This is a genomic window from Candidatus Nitrospira bockiana (assembly GCF_965152565.1).
In genome coordinates, this window is the sequence record NZ_OZ224215.1 from 2,836,486 (window position 1) to 2,860,484 (window position 23,999).

Consider the following 23,999-nt stretch of genomic DNA (forward strand, 5'->3'; position numbering starts at 1 on the left):
GCCGTCATCAAGGCCGAACATCGGTACGGACGGAGGGGGGCGCCGCGCTCAGCGAGGCCTCATCCATGCCCGTCCGGCGTGCGGCAGACCCGGCTGCCTCCCGAGCGTGGAGTCCGCGCGCAGCGCCCTGGGCCTGGCGTGGACGACCTGCCGGACCAATGCCGTCAGCATCAGTAGCTCGTGCTTCCCGACGCAACCCGCCGCCCCCGCCGCCGTCATACGGGCCCGGTCCTCGGCTTCGAGGGCATCCGAGACGATGATGACGGGAACGCCGGGGCACACTCCATGAGCCAGCCGCAACACGTCAAGGGCCGTGAGCGACGGCAGCCGGTCGTCGGACACGATGAGGTCGAAGCCGCCTCGTTTGAGCGCCACGTCGAGGCGCGGCTTGGTGTCGACGCGTACCACGTCGCATTCGATTCCCTCGACGGATAAAAGGGCCTGAATGAGCCGCACATCGCCGGCGCTGTCATCGATATGCAAGACCCGCAATGGACTGCTCATGCCTCTCTCTCCCATCTACGACAAGTTTGCCAGAAGACGAGAGAAAGGGAAGAGCCGGTCGGCACGGCAATCAACCGATTTCGACTCTATGCTCAACGGCCGAACGGCCCTAGCGCCCGCTGCCGCTCGACGAAGAGCGCGGCCGCTTGCGAACGCCGGTTCACCTGCATCTTTTGAAAGATGTTGCTCAAGTAGTTCTTCACGGTCTTCTCGCTCAACCCCATGTCCAAGCCGATCTCTTTGTTCGTTTTTCCCTCGACGACCAGGGCCATCACGCGTTGCTCTTGAGGGGACAACGCGTCGGCCGTCCCGGCCTCCCCGTGAATGGAGAGAGACCGGACCCGCTCGAGCAAGGCCTGCGTCATGGCCGGATCGAGAACCGAATCGCCTTTGGCGATCGTTTCGACGGCACGGATGACCCCCTCCTCGTCGGCTTGCTTCAAGAGAAATCCGGACGCTCCAGCGAGGACCGTCGACAGCAGCGCATCGTCATCGGCGAACGACGTCAGGAACAGCACCCGAACATCGGGGCACGCCGCGCGGATCTCCCGGCATGCTTCGATCCCCGTACCGTCGGGCAACCGGACATCCATGAGGACGACGTGCGGCTTGAGGCGCAACGCCTCGCTCACCGCCTCATGCATGGTCCCGACGTCGCCGACGATCGTCACGCGCGGGTGGCGATTGAACATGGCCATCAGTCCCAAACGCACGACCTTGTGATCGTCCACGATCAGTAACCGAATGCCGTCGGCCTTCCTCTCACCCATCCGTCAACCCCTTCTGCACGTCCACGATGATGCGAGTGCCTCGTCCCGGTGCGGAGGACAATTTGAGCTCGGACCCCAGCCGGTACGCCCGGACGGACAGATTCCAGAGCCCATGCCCTTCTTGCCGGGTGGAACCGCTGTCGAACCCGATCCCGTTGTCGGAAATTTCGAGCCGCACGGCTCCACGCACGAGACGGAGCGACAACCTGGCATGCCGCGCTTGCGAATGGCGCACCGCGTTGCTCAACGCCTCGCGGGCGATGTAATAGACATGGGAGGCTTCCTCCGGCGTCAGCAGATCGGCTGCGTGCCGATCGACGGTGGCCCTGATCCGGACGGTCGCAGCCGTCCCCAACACGCGGGCCATCCGCTCCAGCTCGTGCTTCAACTGTCGGCCGTCGCGCAGATCCCGGGACTTGCCGACGATGTGATTGCGCACTTCCTCGATAATGCTGTTGAGGTCCGTGATCACGCTTCCGACCTGGTCGATGGCCTCCGGCGAGCCGTCTCGGATCAACCGCCACGCCTCTTCGAGGCTCAGCGCGGCGGCATAGATCGACTGGATCAAGCCGTCGTGAAGATCCTGCGCCAACTGCTCCCGCTCGCGGATCAGTTGGCGGAGGGCCTGATCACTGAATCGCAACGCCTTCAGCGTCCGTTGACGGTCCAGCTCCACCCCCGCGCGCGCGGCAAAAATTCGGACGATCGTCTCGATTTCGTTCGAGAGCGCCATCGGGTGATCGTCCATCACCGCCAAGAGCCCCAAGAGCTCGCCCGTCTGATCCACCAGGGGAACGCCGTAGAAGCTGTCAACGCCCAACGCGTTCAGCAGGCGATTGCCGGGGAAGCGTTCTTTCGCGCCGTGGTCGATGAACCGGGACTCGAGCCCGAGGATTCTCTCGCCTGAAAGGTCGTCCAGGTCGCAGATCGCCGTCTCGTCCAGGCGACCCTCGGCCCACAGCGCGACCGTCCTCACACGCTCCGGGTTCGCGTATTGCACCTCCCCGATGAACGCACACTTGACCCCGAGCAACGAAGCCAGGTGCTTGACGAGGCAAGCGAAGCAGTCCTCGTCGGCACAGGCGGTACCGGCAGCCACCGACGCGAGTGCCTCTTCGACCCGTTTCCGATTGGATATGTCCTCGACGACCGCCAAGAAATAGAGCGGCCGGCCGGCCGCATCGCGGACGACCGACGCCGTCACGTGGCACCACACCGGCCGGCCGTTCGGCCGGACATACCGCTTCTCGATCGAGTAGGTATCCCGTTTTCCCGACAGGGCGTCGCGGAAGTAGCTCATGCTGCGCTCGAGGTCCTCCGGATGCGTCAGGGCCTGAAAGGTCTGGCCCTGCAACTCGGATTCCGGCCGTCCGTAAATCTCACAGAGCTTCTGATTGGCGTGCAGAAAGCGCCCCGTCAGGTCGTATTCGGCCATACCGACTGCGACCTGCTCGAACATGGTCTTATAGCGCTGTTCGCTTTCCTGGTGGGCCTCTTCCGCCCGTCTCTGCTCCGTCACGTCTTCGGCCAGAACGAGCAGGTAGGCCGGCGGCCCATCCGCATCATGGAGCGCCGAGACGCTCGTCTTGACCCATACCAGCCGTCCGTCCTTCCGGACGCACCGCACTTGGACAAGAGCCTGCGCGCGCACCCCCGAGCGGAGATCCTCCACCAAGGCGGCAGCGGTCGAGCGATCCTCGGGATGCAGGATCCAATGAGACTCACGCCCGAACAATTCCGCTCGACTGTATCCGGTGATCTCGCAGTACCGCGGATTGACCGCGACGAAACGGCCGTCGAACGTCGTGATCGCCATTCCAATCGCGGCCTGCTCGAAGGCCGCCCGGAACCGTTGCTCACTGGCACGCAGCCTGTGCTGTTCACAGCCGACTTCCAGCTTGGACGGCTCCAACGGCTCCATCTGGGTCATCGGAGCCCCCGAGCGATCCGTGTGGAGGGCCAGGTCGGCAAGGCATGCCGACCGAAACAGCGCTGACAAGGAATGTACGGGGGGACGAACCGTGGGAGCAGGAGGAATCGGAACGCGAGCCAATGAAAGAAACGGACGGAGACGATCCGGTCGTGAGCAGTCGCTCTATCCAATGACGGACTCGAACCAAGATGGGAAGCCGGTCATCGGGGGCGCATTGTACGCGATCTCCCGTGGCTTGCGAAGGGGGATTTTGATTCCATCGTAGGGCCGAACAGCCCTAGCCCGGATTTATCATCCAGGCTTATTCCGCCGGCTACGAGAGGCATGAGGGGTGGCTGGCGGTTGGCCTGCAGGGCCGTTCCTGACACACCGTCAGGGCATCGGGACCACCGTCTTCATGCCTTCCAGCGGGCCGATGAGGTTCATGGCCGGCAAGTCCATCCGGAGTTGGAACTGCACGCGGAGCTTGAATACCGAGACGCCCGCGGCGGAGAGGCTCCGCGGGTCCGCTGGATCGCCGCCTGCCGCCGCCGAGGGGCTCGGGGTCGACCCATTCAATCCGGTACGGAGCGCCTCTTCGGCGCTCCGGTCGAACAGCGAGTCTCCTGAGCTCCGGACGACCCGGAGTGGACCAGCCAGAAGACCGTTTTCGGTTACGAGCGTGGTGAGGACCGCGCTCCGCTCGTTGGTGGGAAGGTGTCCTGGGCCCCATGAACGTTCAGCGATCGGAGGGCACCAGGCATGCGCGACCGCTTCGCGCCATAGGTCGGATCTCTTCCCGTCATGAATCGCGTGATCGGCGGGGGTCGATCCCGCCGACGTTTCCCGTCTGCCCGTCTCGTCAGGGTCGACGACATCGACGCGAACGAGGATCCGCTCCCGAGGAACGGATTCGACCATCAGCCCTATGCTGGCAATCTGGCGGCGTTGCTCCTCAGTCAAGTTGGGAAACACCGCCTCGGATCGTAGGGGCCCGAGGAACAGACGCAACCCGGTGTCGGTGACCGTCACCCATTGCGACCACCGCCATCGGCAGGCATCCGAATACACGGCGATCGCGGCGCCGACAGGTGACAGGACGCGCACATAGAACCGACGGAGCCGCATCAATTCCGTGGAGAGATCGGAAAAGGGGGCTCGGGCATGCGGGAAGTCGATGATCAGCGTGTCTTCGGATGGCCTCGATGTCGCAGCGCCGAGAGCCTGAAACGATGTGACCAACGCCTCCACGGCCGACGGCGAAACGCGGAAGCTGACCGGCACACGGAGCGTAGGCGAATCGCCATCGCCTCCATCCAGCCCGACCGGCCCGACGGTCAGTTCGATACCCCCTGCCAACCGTTCACTCAGCCGTCGCGCGAGCGTTCGACCCGAACGGGCGTCGAACGGCGCAGAACCCGTCAGCGCCGATTGGTCGAGACGTTGAAGCGCACGTGCATAGTTCGACCGAGCCGAGGGCGCCCGCTGGTCGATCGCCAATGCCCGCTCGAACTCCTCCATGGCTTTGAATAGGTCGCCTTGGCGTGCCAACCGCTCTCCGGTCTCATTGGCACGCGCAGATTGCCAATCGGTCGATTCGGCACGACGAGCGACCGTGCGAGCCGATCGGGGGAACAGCGCCTGCACTCGGTCGACGAAGCGCGCCGCCACGTCCGAGGCCCGGTCGCCCGGCCCCTCCGCCGTCGCCGTCGCCAACACCGCACCCCGCTCGACGCTCACAAGCTGCGCGTCGGCACGGATTCGGTTCCCTAGGTCGGTGACGCTGCCCAGGATAAGGATGGTCGCGCCCACCAACCGACCGACCCTCACCGCTTCACCGTCGGGCACGCCGCCGGAAAGCTGAAGAACCTGTTCGTTCAGCACCTCCCGGAGCCGCTCGCGCTGGACCACCATGAGCGAAGGGTTGCGGGCAAGCGCCGTGATCACCATATCGGGAAGCCCCGTCCGGAGCCATGCCAAGTCCTCGCGGGGGCTCCGGACATGAAACGCAGCCACCGAGACGACCAGTGGCGCGGGGAAGGTAATCTCAGACGGGGTAGCTTCATCGATCTCGTGGACGGCGGACGGAGTCGGCACCGGTGGAGCGGTGCAGCCGGTCGGAAGGAGTACGAGGAGCCCCCCGCACAGAAGGCGGAGGGCAGAGGACAGTGGGGGCACGAGGGACCGATCAGCGCCCGGCGGAGGCGCCTCGGCAGGCCGCTTCCCAACTCGCCAAATCCGGTGGAAGGCCGCAGCCGTCGAGATATCGACTATCCAACGCAGGAGGCACACCGATTCCGCCCTCCGCCTGCTCCACTTCCTGGACGGTATTCGCGACATGGACGGCGGTCAGGGCACTAAAGCTGTGCCCGGCCGATCGCTCCGGGTCGTGGTGAAAGGCGACCGCTTCCACGATCGTATCACTCAAGCCCCAAATCCCCAACAGATAGCCGCCGACGTCGGCATGGGTCGCTCCGAGCACCCGACGCTCCGCTTCCCATTCGGTCAGAGTTTCGTGCTGCGCCAGCGCGATCGTCTCCGTGTACTTCTCGGGAACGTTCGTCGCGAGCACGAGCAGCCCGACGTCGTGCAAGAGGCCCGCGGTGAAGGCATCGTCCACGACATGACTCTCCGCCCCTCGTTCCTTTGCAAGGGCTCGGGCGTAGCGCGCCGTGGTCATCCCATGGTTCCACAGCACATCGAGGGAGAAGAACGTCTGCGAAGCCGATTCGAATTGCGAGAACACTTTCATCGAGAGCACGAGCGATTTGATCGTTTCCAACCCCAACAAGGCGACCGCCTGTGTGGCACTCGAAATCTGGCGCCGCAATCCGTAGAACGGCGAGTTCACGACCTGCAGGATCTTGGATAACATCCCGAGGTCCTTCGAGATGATGTGGCCGATCTTGTCGATCGAGGCCGCCTCCGAGTTCAGTTCTTCGAGCACCTCTCGGTACAGGGTGGGAAGGCTGGGCAGTGTCTGCATCCCGGAGACCAGGGTCAGGAGTGACTGGTTCGCCAACAGATCGCGTACCGCACAGGCCCGCGTGATGGCGGTCTGAAACACTTCCGGCCGGCTCGACTTCGCCAAGCACTGGTGTGCCGAGCCGACGGATTTCAACAGGGCCTCTTGGTCCGATTGATCCGACAGCAGCATGCGGACGATGTGGGGATGGCGGTTCCGGACTTCTCCCAATAACTGGGCGCCATCCATTCCCGGCATGCGCATGTCGCTCATCACGACGTCGCAGGGTTGCTGGGCCAAGGCCGTCAACGCCTCTTGCCCGCTGGCCACAAAGACAACGCTCCACTCCTGCTGAAACACGAGCAGCGTGCGCTCGAGACGCTCACGAGCGGCGGCATCGTCGTCGACGACAAGTATCTTTCTCATGTCCCTCCAGAGGTGATCTTTTGTGCACGCGGTTGGACGGTACCCCGTCCAGCCTCACACATTATCGGCAGGACATCGACCTGACTTTACTCACCGGAGGGCTTCAAACGGGACGTCGTTGCCGAATGCGACGAGATGGCGCAACGGTGGCCTGCCTATCGGGCGCTCGGCAACAAGAGTCCGTCCAGCTTATGTTCGAGAGGTAACGGTGGTTGACTTGGATGAGCCATGCCACGGGGCACACGGCTGCAAAGGCAAGTACAGAGTTGTTTCAGGATGAGTCAGGACGGGTCTCAACGGACGAGCATGCCTGGCGTCGGTCTTTTAAGAGAAGAGGCTGGCGGTTGTTCTTGGTACAAGAAGAGGCACCTCTTGCACACCTGTCCGACCGCGTGGACAAGCTTCTACCACCGTCAGGAGCTCAGAATGTTGCGGAGGTGAGGAATGCGAGAGAGCATACAGAAGGAAACGGCCGGCCCCTCTTAGGCCATAGAGCGGAGGATGGTGGCGGTGGAGGGTATCGAACCCCCGACCCGCGGCTTATGAGTCCGCTGCTCTACCAACTGAGCTACACCGCCACCCGTGTTCCGATTTCGAGGCGATCGGAAACGGGGCAGACTATACCATGCTCCTAGCGGGTCGTACAAACGGCGCTTGAGTCTTCAATCCCCTGGTCGTCGCGACCCGATTGAACGAAATTCCTCTACCCCTACCATCCTTACCCTTGCCTGTCAGACAAAGACCTCCACGTCGTTGGCTCATTCTCCAATGGTCTCCTGGCGCGGATTCTGGGAAATTCAGCCGTCCACCGCGCATCACACCTGGAACCAAGGAGTCGGTATGAAGGAGATGGGGTTCGTTGTCTGGGTCGATGATGATCGGTATGTCCACAGGTCATTCAAGAGCGCCATCAAAAGAGCTAACATCGCTGAACAGCAGGGAAAAGATACGCTGATCCACCCCGATTCCCTCACCCTTTCCTCATCGAGAACGATGCCCTCGAAGGAGCGACGGAACCAGCGACACTGCTGAGAACTTGGGGTGCTGCGGGGACGGCGACGGGGCAGCGTGTCAGGCTCCGTCGCGCAAAGACACGGGAAAGAAGAGTAGGCGCGCCTACACCACGTGCGCCGCTGCCCTTCTCTCGGTTCCTCTATTACCCGCAACACCCCGGTGCCATCTGCTGGCGTTGCAAAAATGCAGGAACGCAGTTTGGACACAGATAAACCGTCGACGCCGTGTGCTGATCGACCAACCGGACCCGGCGGGGCGCGAGCTTTCCACAGTCGGAACACGGGCCGTCGTTCAAGGCTGCATACTTAGGCTGTACCGAGAGCATGCGTGGACCTCCTTCGATTTTCCCGCACACGGCGGCGAGAGGTGACGGACCGGGTCAAGCTCAAGCGCTGCCAGATAGAAGGGCCAGGGGAAGCGGCGGGAGCCAGGCGTTTGGCTGCGGCAAGCTGGTGCTCGAGTTGCGTCATGTGCGTCGTGAGGCGTTCGAGCGTCCGCTCGAGGTGGAGCAACCGTGCTGTCAGGACCTGATGTGCCTGCATAATCCCTCCTTTTGTGTCAGGAACAATGCCTGATGACACCGATGACGAGACCTTCGATGCGAAAGTCATCGTCGGGACCGACCATGATCGGTTCCATCGCGGCATTCGCCGGATGCAATTCGATGCGGCCATCCCTCTGCTGATACTGCTTGATCGTCACCTCCTGGTTCACCGATGCGACGACCGTCTGACCGTTTCTTGCCGTCTGCTGTTTCTGCACCACCACGAGATCACCCGGCAGAATTCCTTCGTCCCGCATGGATTCGCCTTTGACGCGTAGCACGAACGTCTCCGCCGGCCGCCTGAGCATCGACCGGGGGATCTCGACCACCTCGGACTGCAATACCGGCTCGATCGGCTTCCCTGCCGCCACAACACCCAACATCGGGACACCCGCAGCGTTGACGAGCTGAGCGAGGACGACCTCGACAATCGGTGGAATCCGGCGCGTTCCGCCTTCGTACCGCGTGATCGTCATCCGCGTCGTCCCAAGCTTCTTGGCCAACTCCTCTTGGGTGAGCCCCAGTTCCTGACGGAGCTTTTTCAAGTCGGTCGGCTTCATGTATCCATTGGTTACATCAAATACATCGCCATGTCAAGCGTGTTCTTCCCTCTTGTTTATTTGTTGACAAAGTTTCTTAATTTTTGCTACACAAGCTATATTAATTCTATCGGAGTAGTCATGATTAGCCTTTTTCGTCTCCGAGTGTTCTTCCTCTCTCCCCTTCTGCTCCTTACGGCTACTGGTTTCTCATGGGTGCCGTCTGAACAAGAGATCCAGGCTTACCGGAAAAGCTGGAACCCCTTTTCACACGGACCGATCTTGCTTCAAGCCGTTGACATTCAACCGCGGGGCCAACTCTCCATCCGTCCGTTTCTCTTCTCTCAAATCGGGGAGCACAGCTATGGCAATAGATTGACCTTTGCAACCGACCGGCGAAATGGGCCGGTCCACCTCTATGCGTTGGCGCCCTCTCTCAATGCGGCGTACGGCCTCACCAACCATGTGGAGGTAGGTGTTGCCTCCTCACTCAATGCCTTTTGGGCACGAGATTCGGAATCGTTCAACAAAGGCCGTGGCGGCCCCATGACGGCCGACACCGGGCTTGGAGACACTTCTCTGATCGTTAAGTACCGTCCGACCATCCAAGACCCTACCGGCTGGCGTCCGTCGATCACCCTTTTTAGTCAACTGGTCCTCCCCACCAGCCGCTGGATTACCGGGACAGAAAAACCACCCGGCGGGTTTGCCCCGTTTGGACGTTTGCCAAATACACGCTTCGGGGAACTCGGTCTGACGGAAGGGGTGATGTACCGCAAAAACCTCCAACCCTTTCGAGTCAGTGCGGCCGTCTTCTACACCTATGCCGCCCCGGGCCATCAGGGCGTGACGACAACGTATACGGGTGACGTCATCAACACGCGGCTGATCGTCGAGCACCTTCTGAACGATAAGAAGGGCTTCGGCTACAACCTCGAATTCCTCACCCTCCATGGATTGACGTGGCGAGCCGACGGCCACGAAATCAATACCGGGCAAAAAAGTGGATTTTCGGTGTTTGGAGTTGAGCCGGTGATCCAATACAAGTTCTCGGAATCTCTTGTCGCCGCTGCGGGCATTCTCTTCGTCGTCGCGGGGCAAAACGCGATCGACGCGATCCATCCGAACTTTTCGATTTTCTGGTATTGGAGCAAGACCGGCAAAGTCCTCATGCGCTGAGCGCATCGACCGGCAGGGAACGGCCCTTGCGGGTGGCATCAGAAGATCATGAAGAAATGGACCGCCCAGGAAGGACACCGGACCGAATGCCGATCGCCCGACCAACGACACAACCGGAAGTTTCCCCCGACGAAAGGATGTATCCGCATGAGACCGTCCGGACCCCTTACCGCCTTCGTGGGTATTCTGGCCCTCCTCGTCCTAGCTTCCAGAGCACTCGCCTTCGAAGAGGGGGAGCTCGTGAGAAAAGAAGGGAAGTGGCAATACAAATCCGCGGAGGACCCGGGGCTCAAGTACCTGCTCCTCAAGGGCATCATCAGCCAGGAGGAATATGAGAGAGGCCTGAAAGTCATCGAGACCAAGGACCGTCTGTCCAAGCCGGGATACACCATTGATGTCAACAACGGATTGAACGTACGAGTGGGATCGAAATTTTTCCTCAAGCTGCGCCTGTTGACGCAGGTGCGCTACTCCCATCACGACTACAACCAGGGGTGGGGCACCATCGGCGATTCAAGGACTTCACCAGAGCTTCTGGGCGGCCAGGTCGAGTTCCGTGCGGTCAGAAAACAAAGCGACACGAGCGACTTTTCGGTCCGCCGGACACGTCTGCAATTTCTCGGCTACGCCTTTGATCCGGACTTTCGCTACAACGTCTCGGTGGCGATGGATCAACACGAAGGCGACCAGGAAGGCGGCAACGGCCGCGCGGCGCTTCTCGATGCCTACATCTCGTCGTGGCATATCCCGTGGGCCACCGTTCAGGTCGGACAGCAAGTCGTCTGGTTCAACCGCGCGCTGATCAGCCCGATTGCGACATCCACGTTCGCAGACAATATGATCGTGCAAAACGCCTTCGCCGCCAACCTGCTCAATCGCCGCGACATCGGCATCAACATCTTGAGCGATGAGGATACATACCCGTTCAACTACGCCATCGGCATCTACAACGGCACGGGACTGAATTTGACGCGTGAGGGCACATCGGTCAGCCAGGCACTGCCCAACAACAGCAGCATCCCGCCGAGCTTGCGCCGGACCTATAACTATGACACCCGGTTCCTGACGGGCGAATTGATGTATACCATCCGTCTGCTCTACAAGATCTCGGGGAATCCCGGGTACGGCCAAGGGGACATTCTGAACTCCCGAGTGCCCCAGATAGCGATCGGTGCCGGCTATGCCTATGATCCGGCGCAGAACTATCTCAGCTCGATCCGCTCGGACATCGTCGATCGAGCCTACCGCCAAAACCTCGTGAGGAACTACAACGGGCGGCTGCTCGGCGGTGGGATCTATGACTTCCAAACGTACGAAGTCGATGTCATCGCGAAATACCGCGGGTGGTCGTTGCAGGCCGAAGGCTACTACCGCCACCAGCGGGTTCGCAGCCACGACAGCCAAACGATCGCCTTCGATCCAAGCACGCAACCCGTTGGGCCTCAGGTCGAGCTCGGGCAGGCGTACGGCTGGTACGTGCAAGTCGGCAAGTACGTCATTCCCCGGAAGCTGGAGATCGCAAGCCGCTACGGGGTCTTCGATCCGTCCACGCGGCAAACACACGATCTCATCAAAGAGTTCGGCGTCGCTCTCAATTACAGTTTCGACGGCACGTACAACAACCGTCTCGTCATCGACTATAGCAACATCACCATGGGAAGCGGCGGCGGTGCGCCGGATCGTGCGCCTTGGGAAAGCCTGAGCGGGTTCGGTCGCGATCTGGTCGAAAACCGTATCAACGTCCAGTATCAGTTCTACTTCTAAGTCCCACGACGGTGAGAAGACGGAGGCATAGGATGAGAAAGACGACGGGCCTCATCGCACTGCTCTGGCCGGTCTTCCTGACCATGACAGGACCTGTTCAAGAGGTCTCGGCCGACGCCGGTCAGATGCTGACCATTGGAGCGGCCAACAGCCTGAAAGAAGCGCTGCGAGCCGTACTCCCGCTCTTTGAGAAGGAACATCCCACCGCGGAGATCAGGGTCGTCTGGGGACCGTCGCAAACCCTGCGGGACCAGATCACCGAAGGTGCGCCAATTGATGTCTTTCTCCCCTCCTCGCTCGAGGAAATTGATCAGTTGGAAAAGAAAGGGCTGACACTCCCCGGGACGACAGCCGTGTATGCGAAAACGGCATTGGTCCTCATTGCGCAGTCTGCATTTCCGACACCGGTGACCGCGATTGAGGACCTCTCAAGTCCCGACGTGCGGCGGATCGCGATAGGGAACCCGAACACGTCGTCCGTCGGCAAGTTCGCCGCCGAAGCGCTGAAGCGCACGGGGCTCGACCGGCGAGTGAAGAGTCGCTGCGTGTACGCGGAGCATTCGGGGGCCGTCCTCGATTTGGTGGGAGCTGGGGAAGCTGACGTGGGCCTCGTCTACCGGACGGATGCGATTCGTAGCAAGAAAGTACGGATCGTGGCCGAGATCCCATCGGATGCCCATCTCCCGATCGTCTATGGAGTCGCCGCGGTCTGGACGTCCCGGAATCCCTCTTTGGCCATGGCCCTCCAAAAATTTCTGATGTCTCCAGCTATTCAGGATGTGCTCAAACTCTACGGGTTCGAGCCATACGCCACGAATCAGCACGCGGCCCCACCCCTAGCGAGGCAAACACGATGATGCGGCTCACCTACGAACGGCCCTGCATTCATGATGCGTTACGGCTCCTCATGACAATCGTTCTCACGATCATGCTTGGCGGGCTTGCATGCACCCCACAGCCGCCGAGAGTGGGGAAACCGGTTTCCGAGGAGGGGCTCAACGTCGTGCGCGTGGAGGCCGATATAGAGTCCAAGCCCATCAATACTCACCCGGTTTCATTGACGCCAGCCCAAGTCGCGACAATCCTACGCGGTGTGCGTGCATGGGAGCGACGCAATATCTTCCATCGTTTGGTTGCGGGAGAGGCGACTCGGACGAGGGCCTTTCGCGACGAGGAAACCGCCTTTCTGGCTCCGGCCCTGTCCCGCGCCTTGTCTGAGGCCGGTCCTGCTGACCGGGTCTACTTTCATCTGAGCCGCGTCACGGAAAGCGGCGAAGAAGAGACGACGACGGGATGGCTGTTCGTCCGCGATCCGCTTCTGTATCTCGTACTGAGCGAGGTCCACGATCGCCATGGACCCGGTCCCGACATCAGCCGATACGATCGGCGCTTTCCGGACATCCCGGAAGAGTCAGGAGCTTTTAATGTCACGTTCGAGCCTGAGCATTATCTGGAATCCGTGACCTCCCGCGGAGGATGGTTCAGCGCCCAACAACGGGAAGAGCTCGCGATCCGTTACCGCGAGGCGCTGCCCGTATTGCCTCGCCATCAGACCGAGGAGAAGTCGTGAAGACGAGCACGCCGAAACGGGAGGGCCGCAGCGTCGCACGCGTGTCCCTGTCGATCGCTGATGCCTATAGCGAGTCGTCAACCGCATCACGCTCCCTTCCGCTCGTGATATTCGATTCCCAGCATCGAGGTCATCTACGGCGTTCGATCACCGCGACTGCGTCAGCCCCTGAAGTGACTCGAGGGGCAGCGTTTCGATGACGTGCACGGCTCGGTCTCGATCCGCCTGTATGGCGATGGTGAATGTCCGTGGCCGGCTCGAGTTGGCGGGGTTGATGAGAGTTCCAATATTTCGCCGCCAGCCGAGGGGGGCGAAAGCGGCCGAGCAAGAGGATGGTCGTGCCCTCCGTGAAAGCTCCCGGGATATCCGTTCGAAGAGCGCTACGGCAGGCAATGGGCGCGCCCGGGATTTCAATCCGCTCTGCCCCTGGACCGGCTCGAAATTGCGGTTCATTGTAACCTTCACATTGATCTCCGCGTCCGTGCGCAGCTCTCGCGTCACCTCGTCCAAGGCTTCCTCATAACGCTTCTTGCGCGGTCCGTCGATCAGCCACGGGGTGGCCATCGCGCGTCGCTGCTCCCGAAGCGCCATCATGCTCTCTGCCAATCGTTTCAACTCCGCCCCATGTTGGGGCCGTGTGTCCTTGTCCAGACGCGTCGCTTCATCGCGGACCGCGGCACACCCATCTGTTTGGCCAGCTCACCGATTTGTCGATCGATATCGGCGACCCGGGCTTGTTCCTCGGGCATCAAGCGCTTGGCCTCGGAGAGTTTGCGGGAAACGCATTGCGCAGCGCCGTCAACACGCGAACCGTCGTTTCCTTCTCTTCTTCAGTGACGTCGCGCGCACCATTGACACAATCGGCCGATGCCGGCGGCGGGAACATGATCCAGATCGCTATGATCACTGGAATGACACGGCCGGCACGGGAAGCGACTCTGTCTGGAAAGAACGGCAGCCTCCACAAGCAGTTCATTGTCCGCACTCCTGCTTATGCCTTGGGATCGGGTCGTTATCCCGGAGACAGGCCGTGCCGCTCAGCCGCCCTCGGCAGTGATGCTCCCGAACGTCGGACAGGAGATCTTGGCCTCGATGGTCGCCCCCTGTGCATCGCTCCCGCGGATCTCGAATCGGCCGCCCGGCTTGTTCGCTCGAAACGTCACCTGACCGGTTCCAACCAGTCGGCCGCCCTTGACCGTGGCAATCGAATAAGACCTCGCCCCGGTGCGCAACGACAGTGACATCTGATTTTCACCCACCTTCTTGAGCTGCCACACGCTAAGGCTGAGGTACTGCAGGTCACCACCCTCGGGATCGCTGTATTCCACCCGCCACAGCGAGGCCGGCGTGCTGTAAATAGAGGCGTTCGGTTCATGGGTGCATTCCCCGGCCCCTTTCGCTCGCAATGGCTTCCCGTTCACTGCGACCTCGATCTCGACGGGCCCTGCCGGGCCGGACCGTGCGATCACGGGACTCGTGCTGGCGAGGAGCGTGCCATGGAACAAGGCGTTGTTCACGTCATGGTCCGGCATGCAGGCGATGCTGCAGGCCGCCGTCACGGTTCGAAGGATCAAGAACGCGTGCACCACGTGGACCTCCTTGGGCCCCGACATTCAGCCTACAGACGGGCCCAACCACATTACTTAGCACGCTGGCTCAGGAGCCGCTGTCGGTGAAGGATGAAGGACGGTGCGGCGAGGGCGTCCAGGATCCTCTGAGTCTCCCCTTTTTTCTCGGTGGAGCACATGCTAGCATCGCGCTGCGTTCGCAAGGGAGGCAGCCATGGTCAAAAAGTCCTATGAAGAGGTCCCCCCGACCACCTATCAAGGCGTCCCGGAGGGCGTCGAGATCCGCGAAATGATCACGGTGCGGGACGGCGCCCCGACCTTCGCCATGCGGGTGTTCGACGTTCAGCCGGGCGCGAGCACGCCATACCATACCCATGCGTGGGAGCATGAGGTCTACATCATCTCGGGCACGGGACGGGTAAAGACGGAAGGGAGAGAGACGCCGTTCAAGGCCGGAGATTCGGTGTACATCGCCCCCAACGAGCTGCATGGCTTTGCCGCCGACCCCACGACTTCCGTTCAAATGATCTGTTGCATTCCATCGAAAGACCAGTGCCGCATGTGACGCCAGGACCGCGAGATCCGAACCCCTTTCTTGAATGGACGGCCACCGAGCTATTTCTCACCGCGAGGCCACAGCTCAAATGGGCGCGGTTTCATCCTGACACGCACCACGATGAGCAAGCACACGCACGCCGCCCATGAGCAGTTCGTGGCCGCCCTTCAGCACGAACCAGTGCCCTGCGGCACGCCCGGCTGCGCCGGGCCGGTGGAGACGCTGGATCTGTCACAGAGTTACGATCGCGTGAAGAGCTTCCAATGCCGTTGCCAGTCCTGTGGATGGACGGCACGGCTGGAGGGACGCGGTCCGCAAGAGCCGCCCTGGGATGATGCCTCGTTGCTGGCCATGGCCGAAGCGCACCTGTTGCACTTACAGGCGATCTGCCCGTTCGATGAGACGCCGATCGTGTTCACGTCGTTACCAAATCCACGCCGCCGCGCCCGCTACCGCCTCTCCTGCTTCTACTGTGGCCGCCAAGCCGATATGGATTGGCCGCCGCCCGAGGCGAAACGATGAGCATCACGCGGAGCAACCTCGGCGACAGTTTCGATCGTGAGCGAGGGGCTCACACACCCGGACCCTTCTGTGGCGACCGGCGCGGATAGCGGGGCGTGCCAGTGAAGTGAAGGTGGCTACGTCGACCCAGCCAGCGCCCGGGCGATGAGCGCCTGGGCTTCTTCCTGAATCCGGCGCAGATGATCCCTGCCGCGAAAGCTTTCTGCGTAGAGCTTGTAGACGTCTTCGGTCCCGGACGGGCGGGCGGCGAACCAGCCTTGATCGGTGACGACCTTCAATCCGCCGATGGCGGCCCCGTTGCCGGGAGCGGTGGTCAGCATCGCCACGATCTTGTCCCCGGCCAATTCGGTCGCCTTGACCTGCTCGGACGACAGCCGTGCGAGAACGGCCTTCTGGTCCGGTGTGGCGGGCGCATCGATCCGTTCGTACACCGGCTCCCCTAACTCTTTCGTCAGCTCGCGATAAAGCTGAGCCGGATCGCGGCCGCACCTCGCCGTCATCTCTCCCGCCAGCAAGTTCATGATGAGGCCGTCCTTGTCAGTGGACCAGACCGTCCCATCCCGACGAAGAAACGAGGCTCCTGCACTTTCCTCGCCGCCGAACCCGAGCGAACCATCGAGCAAGCCGTCCACGAACCACTTGAACCCCACGGGCACTTCGACGAGCGTACGTCCGAGCTTTCCGGCCACCCGATCGATGAGGCTGCTGCTGACCAACGTCTTTCCGATCCCGGCGGCCCGCTTCCATCCCGGGCGGTTCTCAAAAAGATAGGCAATGGCGGCCGCCAGATAGTGGTTGGGGTTCATGAGGCCGGCGGAAGGGGTCACGATCCCGTGCCGATCGTTGTCCGCATCGTTGCCGAACGCCACGTCGAACCGGTCCTTGAGCGCGATGAGGTTCGCCATCGCATACGGCGAGGAGCAATCCATGCGGATCTTGCCGTCCCAGTCGAGCGGCATGAAGCGGAAGGTCGGATCGACGCTCGGATTGACGAGGTCGATGCTGAGCCCATACCGCTCCGCAATCGGTTGCCAATACGCGACGCCGGAGCCGCCGAGCGGGTCGACCCCGAGCTTCAGCTTGGCTGATTTGATCGCGTCCAGGTCGAGCACCGCCTGCAGGTCCTCCACGTAGGCCCCGACGTAGTCGTGCCGGTGGGTCGTCGCCGCGCGAAGCGCGCGTTCATAGGGAACGCGTGCGACCCCGTGCAATTCGGCGCCAAGCAAGGCATTCGCTCGCTCTTCGATCCACCTGGTCGCCTGCGTGTCGGCGGGCCCGCCCTGCGGCGGGTTGTACTTGATCCCTCCGTCCTCGGGAGGATTGTGCGAGGGCGTGATGACGATGCCATCGGCCAATCCGGACGCCCGGCCTCGATTATGGGTGAGGATCGCGTGGGAGATCACCGGAGTCGGCGTGTACCCGCGATCCCGATCGATCCTCACCTCGACCTGGTTGGCCGCGAGCACTTCCAGGGAACTGCCGAACGCCGGCTCCGAGAGCGCATGCGTGTCCATGCCCAGATAGAGCGGGCCGGTCGTGCCCTGTATCTTCCGGTAGTCACAGATCGCCTGGGCGATGGCCAACACGTGCGCTTCATTGAAGCTGCGCCTCAACGCCGATCCACGGTGACCCGAGGTGCCAAACGCGACACGTTGCTCACGGACCGCGGGATCCGGCCGCTCGCTGAAGTAAGCCGTGATCAGCCTCGGGATATTGACCCACATCGAAGCGGGCGCCGGCTTTCCGGCCAAAGGATGGACGCCCATGACTGCACTCCTCGATCGACTCGGCGTTGATCCGCGTATGGGAACGCGCACTGCTCTTCACGGCTCGCCTTCTGTACGCGAGGCCGTCAGGCAAGGTCCTGGCGCTGGACGATGCCGAGAATGTGGACCGTGTGCTCCGTGCGATCGATCGTGTAGAAGATGCGCCACTCGCCGACCGCATACTTGGCCATCCCCGACAGATCGGGCGCGAGGGGCTCGTGCCGAAGATTCCCGGCGTTCGATGCGAGCCATTTGGCCTTGTCGAACAGGCGCTGTGCGAGGCTCTTCTCGAGCGGCGCCAGATCAGCGATGACGTCCGGCGCAAAGGCCAGCCGATACCAGGGCATGGCGGTCTACCACCGCAGTCCAAGCTTGTCGGCAACCTCTTCGCCCGTGACGCGGGTCTCCGAGGCCAGCGAGCGCTTCAACCGGGCCCTGAGCGTCTCGCTCAACGGCAGCCCGAGATCAGGGTCCCCCAAGAGGTCTCGGAGCCGGTCATCCACGAGGCCCTTCACCAGCTCTTTCAGCTCATCCAAAGACAGATCGGAGATCTTCATGACATCCTCACCGAATGGTTGCGGATGGCTCGGCGCCTGTATGGTAGCAGAATGAACGGGAGCCTGAAACCATCACGCGGCTGACATCGTTCTCCAAGCTTTTGCGAGGGGCAAGCCGCCCCCCAACGAGGGTTGTTGGACGATCCTACCCGGGCGGCCGCGACGGGCGCGGAATCAGGTGCACGGCGCCGGCCTTGATGGCCGCCACCACATTGACGCCGCGGGCCAGATGCAAATCGTCGAGTGCCGAGCGCGTGACGACGGCGGAAAGTGGAAATCCCGAATCCAGATCCACACGAACCAGGGCACCCATGGACGTGATGTCTTGGACGGTCGCGGGCACATGATTTCTGGCGCTCGTGGTCCCGCCGCCGACGGGTTCGAGGACCACGTCCTCCGCTCGTATGCAGACGAACACGTCGGCGCCCTGCGTTTCCTGGCTCACGGCGAGCAGCTTCACCCCGTTGGCTTCCACCGTGACGAGTCCTTCGGCACACTGCGCCACGCGCCCTGGCACGACGGTCTCCATCCCGACGATCTTGGCCACCTCCACGTCCTTCGGAAGGTTGAAGATCTGCCGGGGGGAGCCATGCTGCAGCACTCGTCCCTCCTTCAGCACGACCATCTGGTCCCCCAGCGCCAGGGCCTCCTCCCAGTCATGGGTGACGACCACCGACGGGATGGCGAGCCGGCGCAAGAGGTCGCGCAGCTCCCCCCGCAATCTGATCCGGGTGGGCAGGTCCAGGGCGGACAGCGGCTCATCGAGCAATAAGAGCGCCGGCTGCCGTGCGATCGCTCGCGCCAATGCCACCCGTTGCTGTTGCCCCCCGGAGAGCTGCGTCGGCTTCATCGTTTCCATGCCCTCGAGGCCGAGCAGGGCGATGACCTCGCTGATCCGGCGCTGCTGCTCTACGCCCGAGAGTCCCTGCAGACCGTAGGCAATGTTGCCCGAGACGGTATGGGTTGGAAAGAGCGCATAGTCCTGGAACATATAGCCGACCTGTCGCCGTTGCGGCGGGACACAGATCCGGAAGGCTCCGTCGAACCAGACGTCATCGCCGCAGCGGATCGTCCCGCGGTCCGGCCGCTCCAAGCCCGCCAGGCAGCGGAGCACGGTCGTTTTTCCCGACCCCGAGGGACCAAAGAGGATCAAGACCAAGGGAGGGGTGAGCGGGATGTCGAATCGGACGCGCACGGAAAACCGATTCGCAAACGCCTTGGTAATGTCGACGGTCACGTCGGATGCCATCGAGGAACCCGTCACGGCGTCGCCGGCGCCCTGTAGTCGGACGGCGGCTCTTCCCATCGGCGCAGACCCCATACCCGGCGGTTCATCGCATAGACGACGAGCAGCACCGCGTACGAGATGATCAGCAGGAACAAGGCGGTCTTCGAGGCCGCGGCGTAGTTGAGGGATTGCACCTCGTCGTAGATGTCAATCGACACCGTTCGCGTCTCCCCTTCGATATTGCCGCCCACCATCAAGACCACGCCGAACTCTCCCAGCGTGTGGGCGAAACTGAGCACGAACCCGGTCACCAGGCCCGCAACCGACAACGGGACGATGAGCTTGAAGAACGTCCGGAGGCGAGACACGCCGAGCGTCCAGGAGGCTTCCACCAGGCGCCGATCCACCTGATCGAAGGCCGTGGCAAACGGTTGGACGGCAAACGGTAGGCTGTACAGGACCGAGGCGAACAGTAACCCTTCAAACGTGAAAGGAAGCGGGTGACCGACCACCGAGGTATAGAGCCGACCCAGAGGACTGCGGGGGCCGATGGCCACGAGGATATAGAATCCCAGGACTGTGGGGGGCAGCACCAGCGGGAGCGCGACCACCGATTCGACGAGGAATTTCCACCGCCACTGAGAGAAGCTCAACCAGTACGCCAGCGGGAGACCGATGATCAGGAGAATCAGCGCCGTCAGGGTTGCAAGCTGAAAGGTGACACTGATCGCCGTCCAGTTCATCGGTCGCCTCACACTGTGCCGCCTCGACGGGTGGGCATGGTACGGAGGCGAGTGCGGAAAAGCAACACACCTACTTGCCGATCATGACCTCCGTCGCCTTGACAGCGACCATCACGGAATCATTGACCTTGAGCCCCATATTCTTTACGGATCCTTCGGTGATCGCGGCAATGAATTCCAAATTGCCGACCTTGACGGCCACCTCCGCCATGGCCTGTCCCTCGGTGATCCGGGTCACCGTCCCTTGAAATTGGTTTCTCGCGCTGAGCTTCATGGCGACCTCCTCTCGTGAGGTGGAACATCCTGCTGACTGTCTACCGGCTTCTCGGGACTCTCGCGCTGGCAGCTCCCTTCTTTGAATTGGTCAAGCCCGATCATAAATCCTTCCGGGCCACCGACCTCCAGTCGGATAGCCCGGCAATGAGTCCGCGGCACATCCGGCTTCAGCCGAAGGCGCACGATTTGCCTCTGGTCAGACTCTTCGAGACCCGATTCCTGCAACGCCTGTTCGAGCTCTCGTTGGATCGAGCCGACATCGTCAACGGCGAAATTGATTTGAACCCAGCCGGACGGCCGGGGCGTCCGCACGTCTTGCCGAACAACAATGAGCAGACCGCGATACCAATAGCCTCGAATATGGTCGACTTGCGGGTGGTTGATCCGTATTATCTCCTGGGCGTGGAGCACCTGCGAGAAGAAGCGTTCATACTTCGCCACATCGGCCGTCTCGACCCGAACTCCTTCAAGATCGTCCCCATGCGCTTCCAGAGTAAGGCGGAATCCCGCACGACAATCCGGCACGTCGAGCAGAAGAATCGCCTGCTTGTGCACCGGCACTGAAGACGAAAGCAATCAGCACCACGGCCAAGCATAGAGCGGCTGGAATACCTCGTCGTAAGGTGCCATGTTCCATGCTCATATGACAGCTCCTCATGGATTCTTGCATCGAAACTGAAACGCCCACCGCCGAGTGACTTGATCCTCCCTGCCTTCGATGCTCGAGATGGCCCCTCCTCGGGCTTCCCCCTCCTTAACGATCGTATAGCCGTCCGGGCACTTCAGCTTCATGATCTCGAACGCCTGTGCGCGATACTTCGAAAACGCCGGTCCCCCTCGATCCTCTTGATAGAGGAACATCACGATGCCGCCCGCTTCATTGTCCTGAACCAGCCGTGCTCCTTGCGCACATCCTGTCAGTGGAATCATGAAGCACGCCGAGAGCGTCATGAGCATTCGTGCCATGATCTTCATTGGGGAAGCACAAACCCATATCGCCGCATGACCTCCTGCCCCTCAAGCCCCTTCAAAAATTGTAAAAAGGCTCTGGCTGCCTCTTGATTCGTCGAACGCGTCAGGATCACGGCGCCTTGCTCGATCGACGGATGGGCATCAGCCGGCACTTCCCAATACTTGCCCTTTGCCTTCATGGTCGGCGCCATCGCCAGTGACAAGGCGATAATCCCCACATCACACGCTCCGGATTCCACAAACTGCGCGGCTTGCGAGATGTTCTCCCCCAAGACCAGCTTGTCTTTCACCGCCTCGTACAGCTTGAAGTGATTGAGAGTGGAAAGCGCTGCCCGTCCGTAGGGGGCGTGTTTGGGATTCGCGATCGAGACCTTGCGCACCGAGGAGTCCGTCAAAGCCTCCAACCCTTTTTCGACCGGAACGGGTGACCGGCTCGGCACCCACAGGACGATCCGGCCCACTGCGTACTTATAGAGAGATCCGGGTATGGCGTGACCGCCTTCAATAAGCTTCTGCGGATAGCGAATGTCGGCCGAAAAGTACAGATCGAACGGGGCGCCGTTTTCGATCTGGGAATAAAAGTTGCCCGATGAACCGAGGGACAATTTGACATGCGTTCCGGTCGCTTTTTCGAAATCGGCTACGAGCTGCTTGAAGGCAAAATTCAAATCCGATGCCGCGGCAATGGTCAGCTCTTCGCTAAATCCTTCAACCGGCGTCAGCAATACCACCATAAGAAACACACTCGGGAGACCGGCACCGATGATACGTCCAAATCTAAAGAGTGCGTGGATCATCCTAAAACCTCCAGCCTTGCCAACTTCATCAGAAAAAAATCTGATACTGGATTCGAACCGCATTCTCGATCAGCGTCCCGGCGTTTGCATCCAAAGGAACGGTCCCGGAAGGGAAAGAGGAAGCTTGACTCAAGTTCCCCTGTGCCGGGAGCGGCGCACTCCGACCGATTGCGAAGCCGCCCATTCCCATTGCCACGTTGGAGAAGGTGATCATAATCTGGTGATCGTAGGTTCCACTGAGAAACCAGTTCAGGGACACGTCCACCTGCTTGACAAGGTCGCTGGCTGCGTGGGTATCAGGGTCCCAATACGAGTACCGTGCCGCGAGTTCAAGCGTTCGCGGAATCAGGTAGTAGCCGCTCTGGACATACCAGCCGTTGGCATTCCCGAGTTGTCCCGGTGCAAACGTCGAACATGGGGCAGTGGCGGACACTCGCTGTAGACACGGCAGCCCCTTTTCGTGGCGTGTCACGGTCTTGAAATAGTATTCGGCTTGCAGTGAGAAGCCTCGATACTTGGCCACATAATCCACTGCCCAGGTTGAATAGTCCACGATGCCCCAGCCGAGTTGCCGGCCATTGCCAAAGGCGGCAATCTGACGCCTGAAGTTGAGGTTGGCGAGGTCGATCCCTACAAAGGCATTATCCGTGCTCGTGTTGACGGCAGGGTTCCAGGAATATCCTCCGCCGATGGCCATTTGAGGCGTTTCAGAATAGAACATGTCGCCTTCGCCATACCCGGGCCGCCCCATGATGTTCCACACTAAACGGCCCGTGAACATAAGTCGATCCACATCAAGCCGCACATTCGAGTTCAGACTGCGCTGATTCACCGGACAGCCGGCGGGTGAGGGAAAAGGATTTCCGCTTGTCTGCCCACCCGGGCATCCAACCGTCGGCTCTTCACTGCCGAATGTGCCGAGGCGATTGAAGCTCGGACCTGCGCCGTTGAAGACGCCGAAGTAGTAGTTGATGGGATAGACTTCTTCGTCATTCATGACGGTGATACCGATGTCGCGACGATCAAGCCCACTCGCGGTGAACGCATCTTGAACCAACGCTCGTTCCGCGAATTGCATCGAGGCGGTCGAATTGATCTGCGAGCGATTGAAGTACACTTTGTACTGCCCGAACTGAACATGCGCCAAGTTAAAGTGCGTGCTGGTCATATTGAAATCAAAGAGTTGGAGGAAGCCCGGTGATTGAGAGTTTTCAGCCGTTTCACCGCGCAACTGAATGTAGTAGCGAAAATCAGGGTTGAACAGATGCCCCATCATGTAAAAACGCGCGCGCCGTAGGTTAAATGATGAGGCTTCATTTTCTGATCGATTCGATCGGTAGTCGCCGAACACACCGAGCAGTTCCGGAAAGTTCTTGGAGTCACCGCTGCTGCGCCATGCATCATTCCTCCATCGCTGCGTATAGCGTACTTGGAAACGTGCCCGAACCTTCATAAAGAAGGCGTTATCGTTCATGGAAAAGTTAAAGCCGCGGTCATACCAAGCCTTGAAGCTGGGCTGTAGCAAGTAATTCCTCGTCTCTGATTCCCTGATGACCCGATCGTAGTCCTCCTGCGTGATCAGACCGCTTTTGAGCGAACGATCCAGCATGAGCTTGACGGCCGGGTCCATACTTTCAACAAATACATACTTTCCATCCTTTTCGATCAATCTCCCCGCTTCGACCGCGAGAAGCTCACACGGGATCAATAATTCCCAAACAGCGCAGAGGGCTGACACAAGACCAACCGACAAGACCACCCTGCGGCAAGCAACGGACGAGATCCGTATAACTCCGGGAATGAATGCCATGCGATCGTAGCCTCCAC

Annotated in this window: 23 protein-coding genes and 1 tRNA gene; 7 read left to right on the forward strand and 17 right to left on the reverse strand. The window is 61.0% G+C overall.

Features of this window, described 5'->3' with window-relative positions; genetic code table 11:
* Positions 1–48: 48 nt before the first annotated feature.
* The 7 genes from ACWHYV_RS13885 to lexA all read right to left on the reverse strand — a co-directional run bounded on the left by ACWHYV_RS13885 (position 49) and on the right by lexA (position 8,695).
* The gene (locus ACWHYV_RS13885; RefSeq protein ID WP_447977087.1) at positions 49–504 is read right to left on the reverse strand and encodes a response regulator; all 456 of its coding nucleotides are present in this window, start codon (positions 502–504) and stop codon (positions 49–51) included.
* A 92-nt stretch (positions 505–596) separates the two neighbouring features.
* Positions 597–1,274, reverse strand: coding sequence for a response regulator transcription factor (locus ACWHYV_RS13890; RefSeq protein WP_447977088.1), 678 nt, complete (start codon positions 1,272–1,274; stop codon positions 597–599).
* Entirely contained in the window at positions 1,267–3,204 is a 1,938-nt protein-coding gene (locus ACWHYV_RS13895; RefSeq protein ID WP_447977089.1) for a PAS domain S-box protein, read from the reverse strand. The genes ACWHYV_RS13890 and ACWHYV_RS13895 overlap by 8 nt, the downstream gene beginning before the upstream one ends.
* A 375-nt stretch (positions 3,205–3,579) precedes the next feature.
* The gene (locus ACWHYV_RS13900) at positions 3,580–5,202 is read right to left on the reverse strand and encodes a CsgG/HfaB family protein (RefSeq protein WP_447977090.1); all 1,623 of its coding nucleotides are present in this window, start codon (positions 5,200–5,202) and stop codon (positions 3,580–3,582) included.
* Between the two features lie 172 nt (positions 5,203–5,374).
* Positions 5,375–6,577 (reverse strand): HDOD domain-containing protein, encoded by a 1,203-nt coding sequence (locus ACWHYV_RS13905; RefSeq protein ID WP_447977091.1) that lies wholly within the window; start codon positions 6,575–6,577, stop codon positions 5,375–5,377.
* A 502-nt stretch (positions 6,578–7,079) separates the two neighbouring features.
* Positions 7,080–7,155: transfer RNA gene (locus tag ACWHYV_RS13910), tRNA-Met, on the reverse strand.
* Positions 7,156–8,149: 994 nt separating this feature from the next.
* The gene (gene lexA, locus ACWHYV_RS13915; protein ID WP_447977092.1) at positions 8,150–8,695 is read right to left on the reverse strand and encodes a transcriptional repressor LexA; all 546 of its coding nucleotides are present in this window, start codon (positions 8,693–8,695) and stop codon (positions 8,150–8,152) included.
* 120 nt (positions 8,696–8,815) lie between these two features.
* On the opposite strand from lexA, the gene ACWHYV_RS13920 reads away from it, so the two are divergent.
* The 4 genes from ACWHYV_RS13920 to ACWHYV_RS13935 all read left to right on the forward strand — a co-directional run bounded on the left by ACWHYV_RS13920 (position 8,816) and on the right by ACWHYV_RS13935 (position 13,187).
* Positions 8,816–9,853 carry a hypothetical protein gene (locus tag ACWHYV_RS13920; protein ID WP_447977093.1) on the forward strand — a complete coding sequence of 346 codons (1,038 nt, stop codon included), beginning with the start codon at positions 8,816–8,818 and terminating at the stop codon, positions 9,851–9,853.
* A 147-nt stretch (positions 9,854–10,000) separates the two neighbouring features.
* Positions 10,001–11,617 (forward strand): porin, encoded by a 1,617-nt coding sequence (locus tag ACWHYV_RS13925; RefSeq protein ID WP_447977094.1) that lies wholly within the window; start codon positions 10,001–10,003, stop codon positions 11,615–11,617.
* A 32-nt stretch (positions 11,618–11,649) separates the two neighbouring features.
* Positions 11,650–12,474: a molybdate ABC transporter substrate-binding protein gene (gene modA, locus ACWHYV_RS13930; RefSeq protein WP_447977095.1), complete on the forward strand. Its 825-nt coding sequence runs from the start codon at positions 11,650–11,652 to the stop codon at positions 12,472–12,474.
* Positions 12,475–12,524: 50 nt separating this feature from the next.
* On the forward strand, positions 12,525–13,187 hold the full coding sequence (locus ACWHYV_RS13935; RefSeq protein ID WP_447977096.1) for a hypothetical protein: 663 nt from the start codon (positions 12,525–12,527) through the stop codon (positions 13,185–13,187).
* A gap of 1,037 nt (positions 13,188–14,224) precedes the next feature.
* Here the strand turns inward: ACWHYV_RS13935 and ACWHYV_RS13940 are convergent.
* Positions 14,225–14,776, reverse strand: coding sequence for a hypothetical protein (locus ACWHYV_RS13940; protein ID WP_447977097.1), 552 nt, complete (start codon positions 14,774–14,776; stop codon positions 14,225–14,227).
* A gap of 193 nt (positions 14,777–14,969) precedes the next feature.
* Here ACWHYV_RS13940 and ACWHYV_RS13945 point away from each other — a divergent pair, with 193 nt between their 5' ends.
* Together ACWHYV_RS13945 and ACWHYV_RS13950 are read left to right on the forward strand one after the other, a co-directional pair.
* Positions 14,970–15,320 (forward strand): cupin domain-containing protein, encoded by a 351-nt coding sequence (locus ACWHYV_RS13945; protein ID WP_447977098.1) that lies wholly within the window; start codon positions 14,970–14,972, stop codon positions 15,318–15,320.
* Between the two features lie 111 nt (positions 15,321–15,431).
* Positions 15,432–15,833 (forward strand): hypothetical protein, encoded by a 402-nt coding sequence (locus ACWHYV_RS13950; protein ID WP_447977099.1) that lies wholly within the window; start codon positions 15,432–15,434, stop codon positions 15,831–15,833.
* A 116-nt stretch (positions 15,834–15,949) separates the two neighbouring features.
* On the opposite strand, the gene pgm is transcribed toward ACWHYV_RS13950, so the two are convergent.
* The 6 genes from pgm to ACWHYV_RS13980 all read right to left on the reverse strand — a co-directional run bounded on the left by pgm (position 15,950) and on the right by ACWHYV_RS13980 (position 20,401).
* A complete protein-coding gene (pgm, locus tag ACWHYV_RS13955) occupies positions 15,950–17,599 on the reverse strand; it encodes a phosphoglucomutase (alpha-D-glucose-1,6-bisphosphate-dependent) (protein WP_447977100.1) in 1,650 nt (549 codons plus the stop codon).
* A gap of 86 nt (positions 17,600–17,685) precedes the next feature.
* Positions 17,686–17,946 carry a type II toxin-antitoxin system RelE family toxin gene (locus ACWHYV_RS13960; RefSeq protein WP_447977101.1) on the reverse strand — a complete coding sequence of 87 codons (261 nt, stop codon included), beginning with the start codon at positions 17,944–17,946 and terminating at the stop codon, positions 17,686–17,688.
* 6 nt (positions 17,947–17,952) lie between these two features.
* Positions 17,953–18,156 carry a hypothetical protein gene (locus ACWHYV_RS13965; RefSeq protein WP_447977102.1) on the reverse strand — a complete coding sequence of 68 codons (204 nt, stop codon included), beginning with the start codon at positions 18,154–18,156 and terminating at the stop codon, positions 17,953–17,955.
* A 145-nt stretch (positions 18,157–18,301) separates the two neighbouring features.
* Positions 18,302–19,462 carry an ABC transporter ATP-binding protein gene (locus ACWHYV_RS13970; RefSeq protein WP_447977103.1) on the reverse strand — a complete coding sequence of 387 codons (1,161 nt, stop codon included), beginning with the start codon at positions 19,460–19,462 and terminating at the stop codon, positions 18,302–18,304.
* A complete protein-coding gene (gene modB, locus ACWHYV_RS13975; protein WP_447977104.1) occupies positions 19,417–20,127 on the reverse strand; it encodes a molybdate ABC transporter permease subunit in 711 nt (236 codons plus the stop codon). Before modB ends, ACWHYV_RS13970 begins: the two co-directional genes overlap by 46 nt.
* Positions 20,128–20,197: 70 nt before the next feature.
* Positions 20,198–20,401 (reverse strand): TOBE domain-containing protein, encoded by a 204-nt coding sequence (locus tag ACWHYV_RS13980; RefSeq protein WP_447977105.1) that lies wholly within the window; start codon positions 20,399–20,401, stop codon positions 20,198–20,200.
* A 146-nt stretch (positions 20,402–20,547) separates the two neighbouring features.
* Between ACWHYV_RS13980 and ACWHYV_RS13985 the strand changes: the two genes are divergently transcribed.
* Positions 20,548–20,967 (forward strand): hypothetical protein, encoded by a 420-nt coding sequence (locus ACWHYV_RS13985; RefSeq protein ID WP_447977106.1) that lies wholly within the window; start codon positions 20,548–20,550, stop codon positions 20,965–20,967.
* Positions 20,968–21,057: 90 nt separating this feature from the next.
* On the opposite strand, the gene ACWHYV_RS13990 is transcribed toward ACWHYV_RS13985, so the two are convergent.
* The 3 genes from ACWHYV_RS13990 to ACWHYV_RS14000 are packed head-to-tail and all read right to left on the reverse strand — an operon-like array spanning position 21,058 to position 23,982.
* Positions 21,058–21,369, reverse strand: coding sequence for a hypothetical protein (locus ACWHYV_RS13990; RefSeq protein ID WP_447977107.1), 312 nt, complete (start codon positions 21,367–21,369; stop codon positions 21,058–21,060).
* A gap of 5 nt (positions 21,370–21,374) precedes the next feature.
* The gene (gene modA, locus ACWHYV_RS13995; protein WP_447977108.1) at positions 21,375–22,172 is read right to left on the reverse strand and encodes a molybdate ABC transporter substrate-binding protein; all 798 of its coding nucleotides are present in this window, start codon (positions 22,170–22,172) and stop codon (positions 21,375–21,377) included.
* A 28-nt stretch (positions 22,173–22,200) separates the two neighbouring features.
* Positions 22,201–23,982, reverse strand: coding sequence for a porin (locus tag ACWHYV_RS14000; protein WP_447977109.1), 1,782 nt, complete (start codon positions 23,980–23,982; stop codon positions 22,201–22,203).
* Positions 23,983–23,999: the final 17 nt, after the last annotated feature.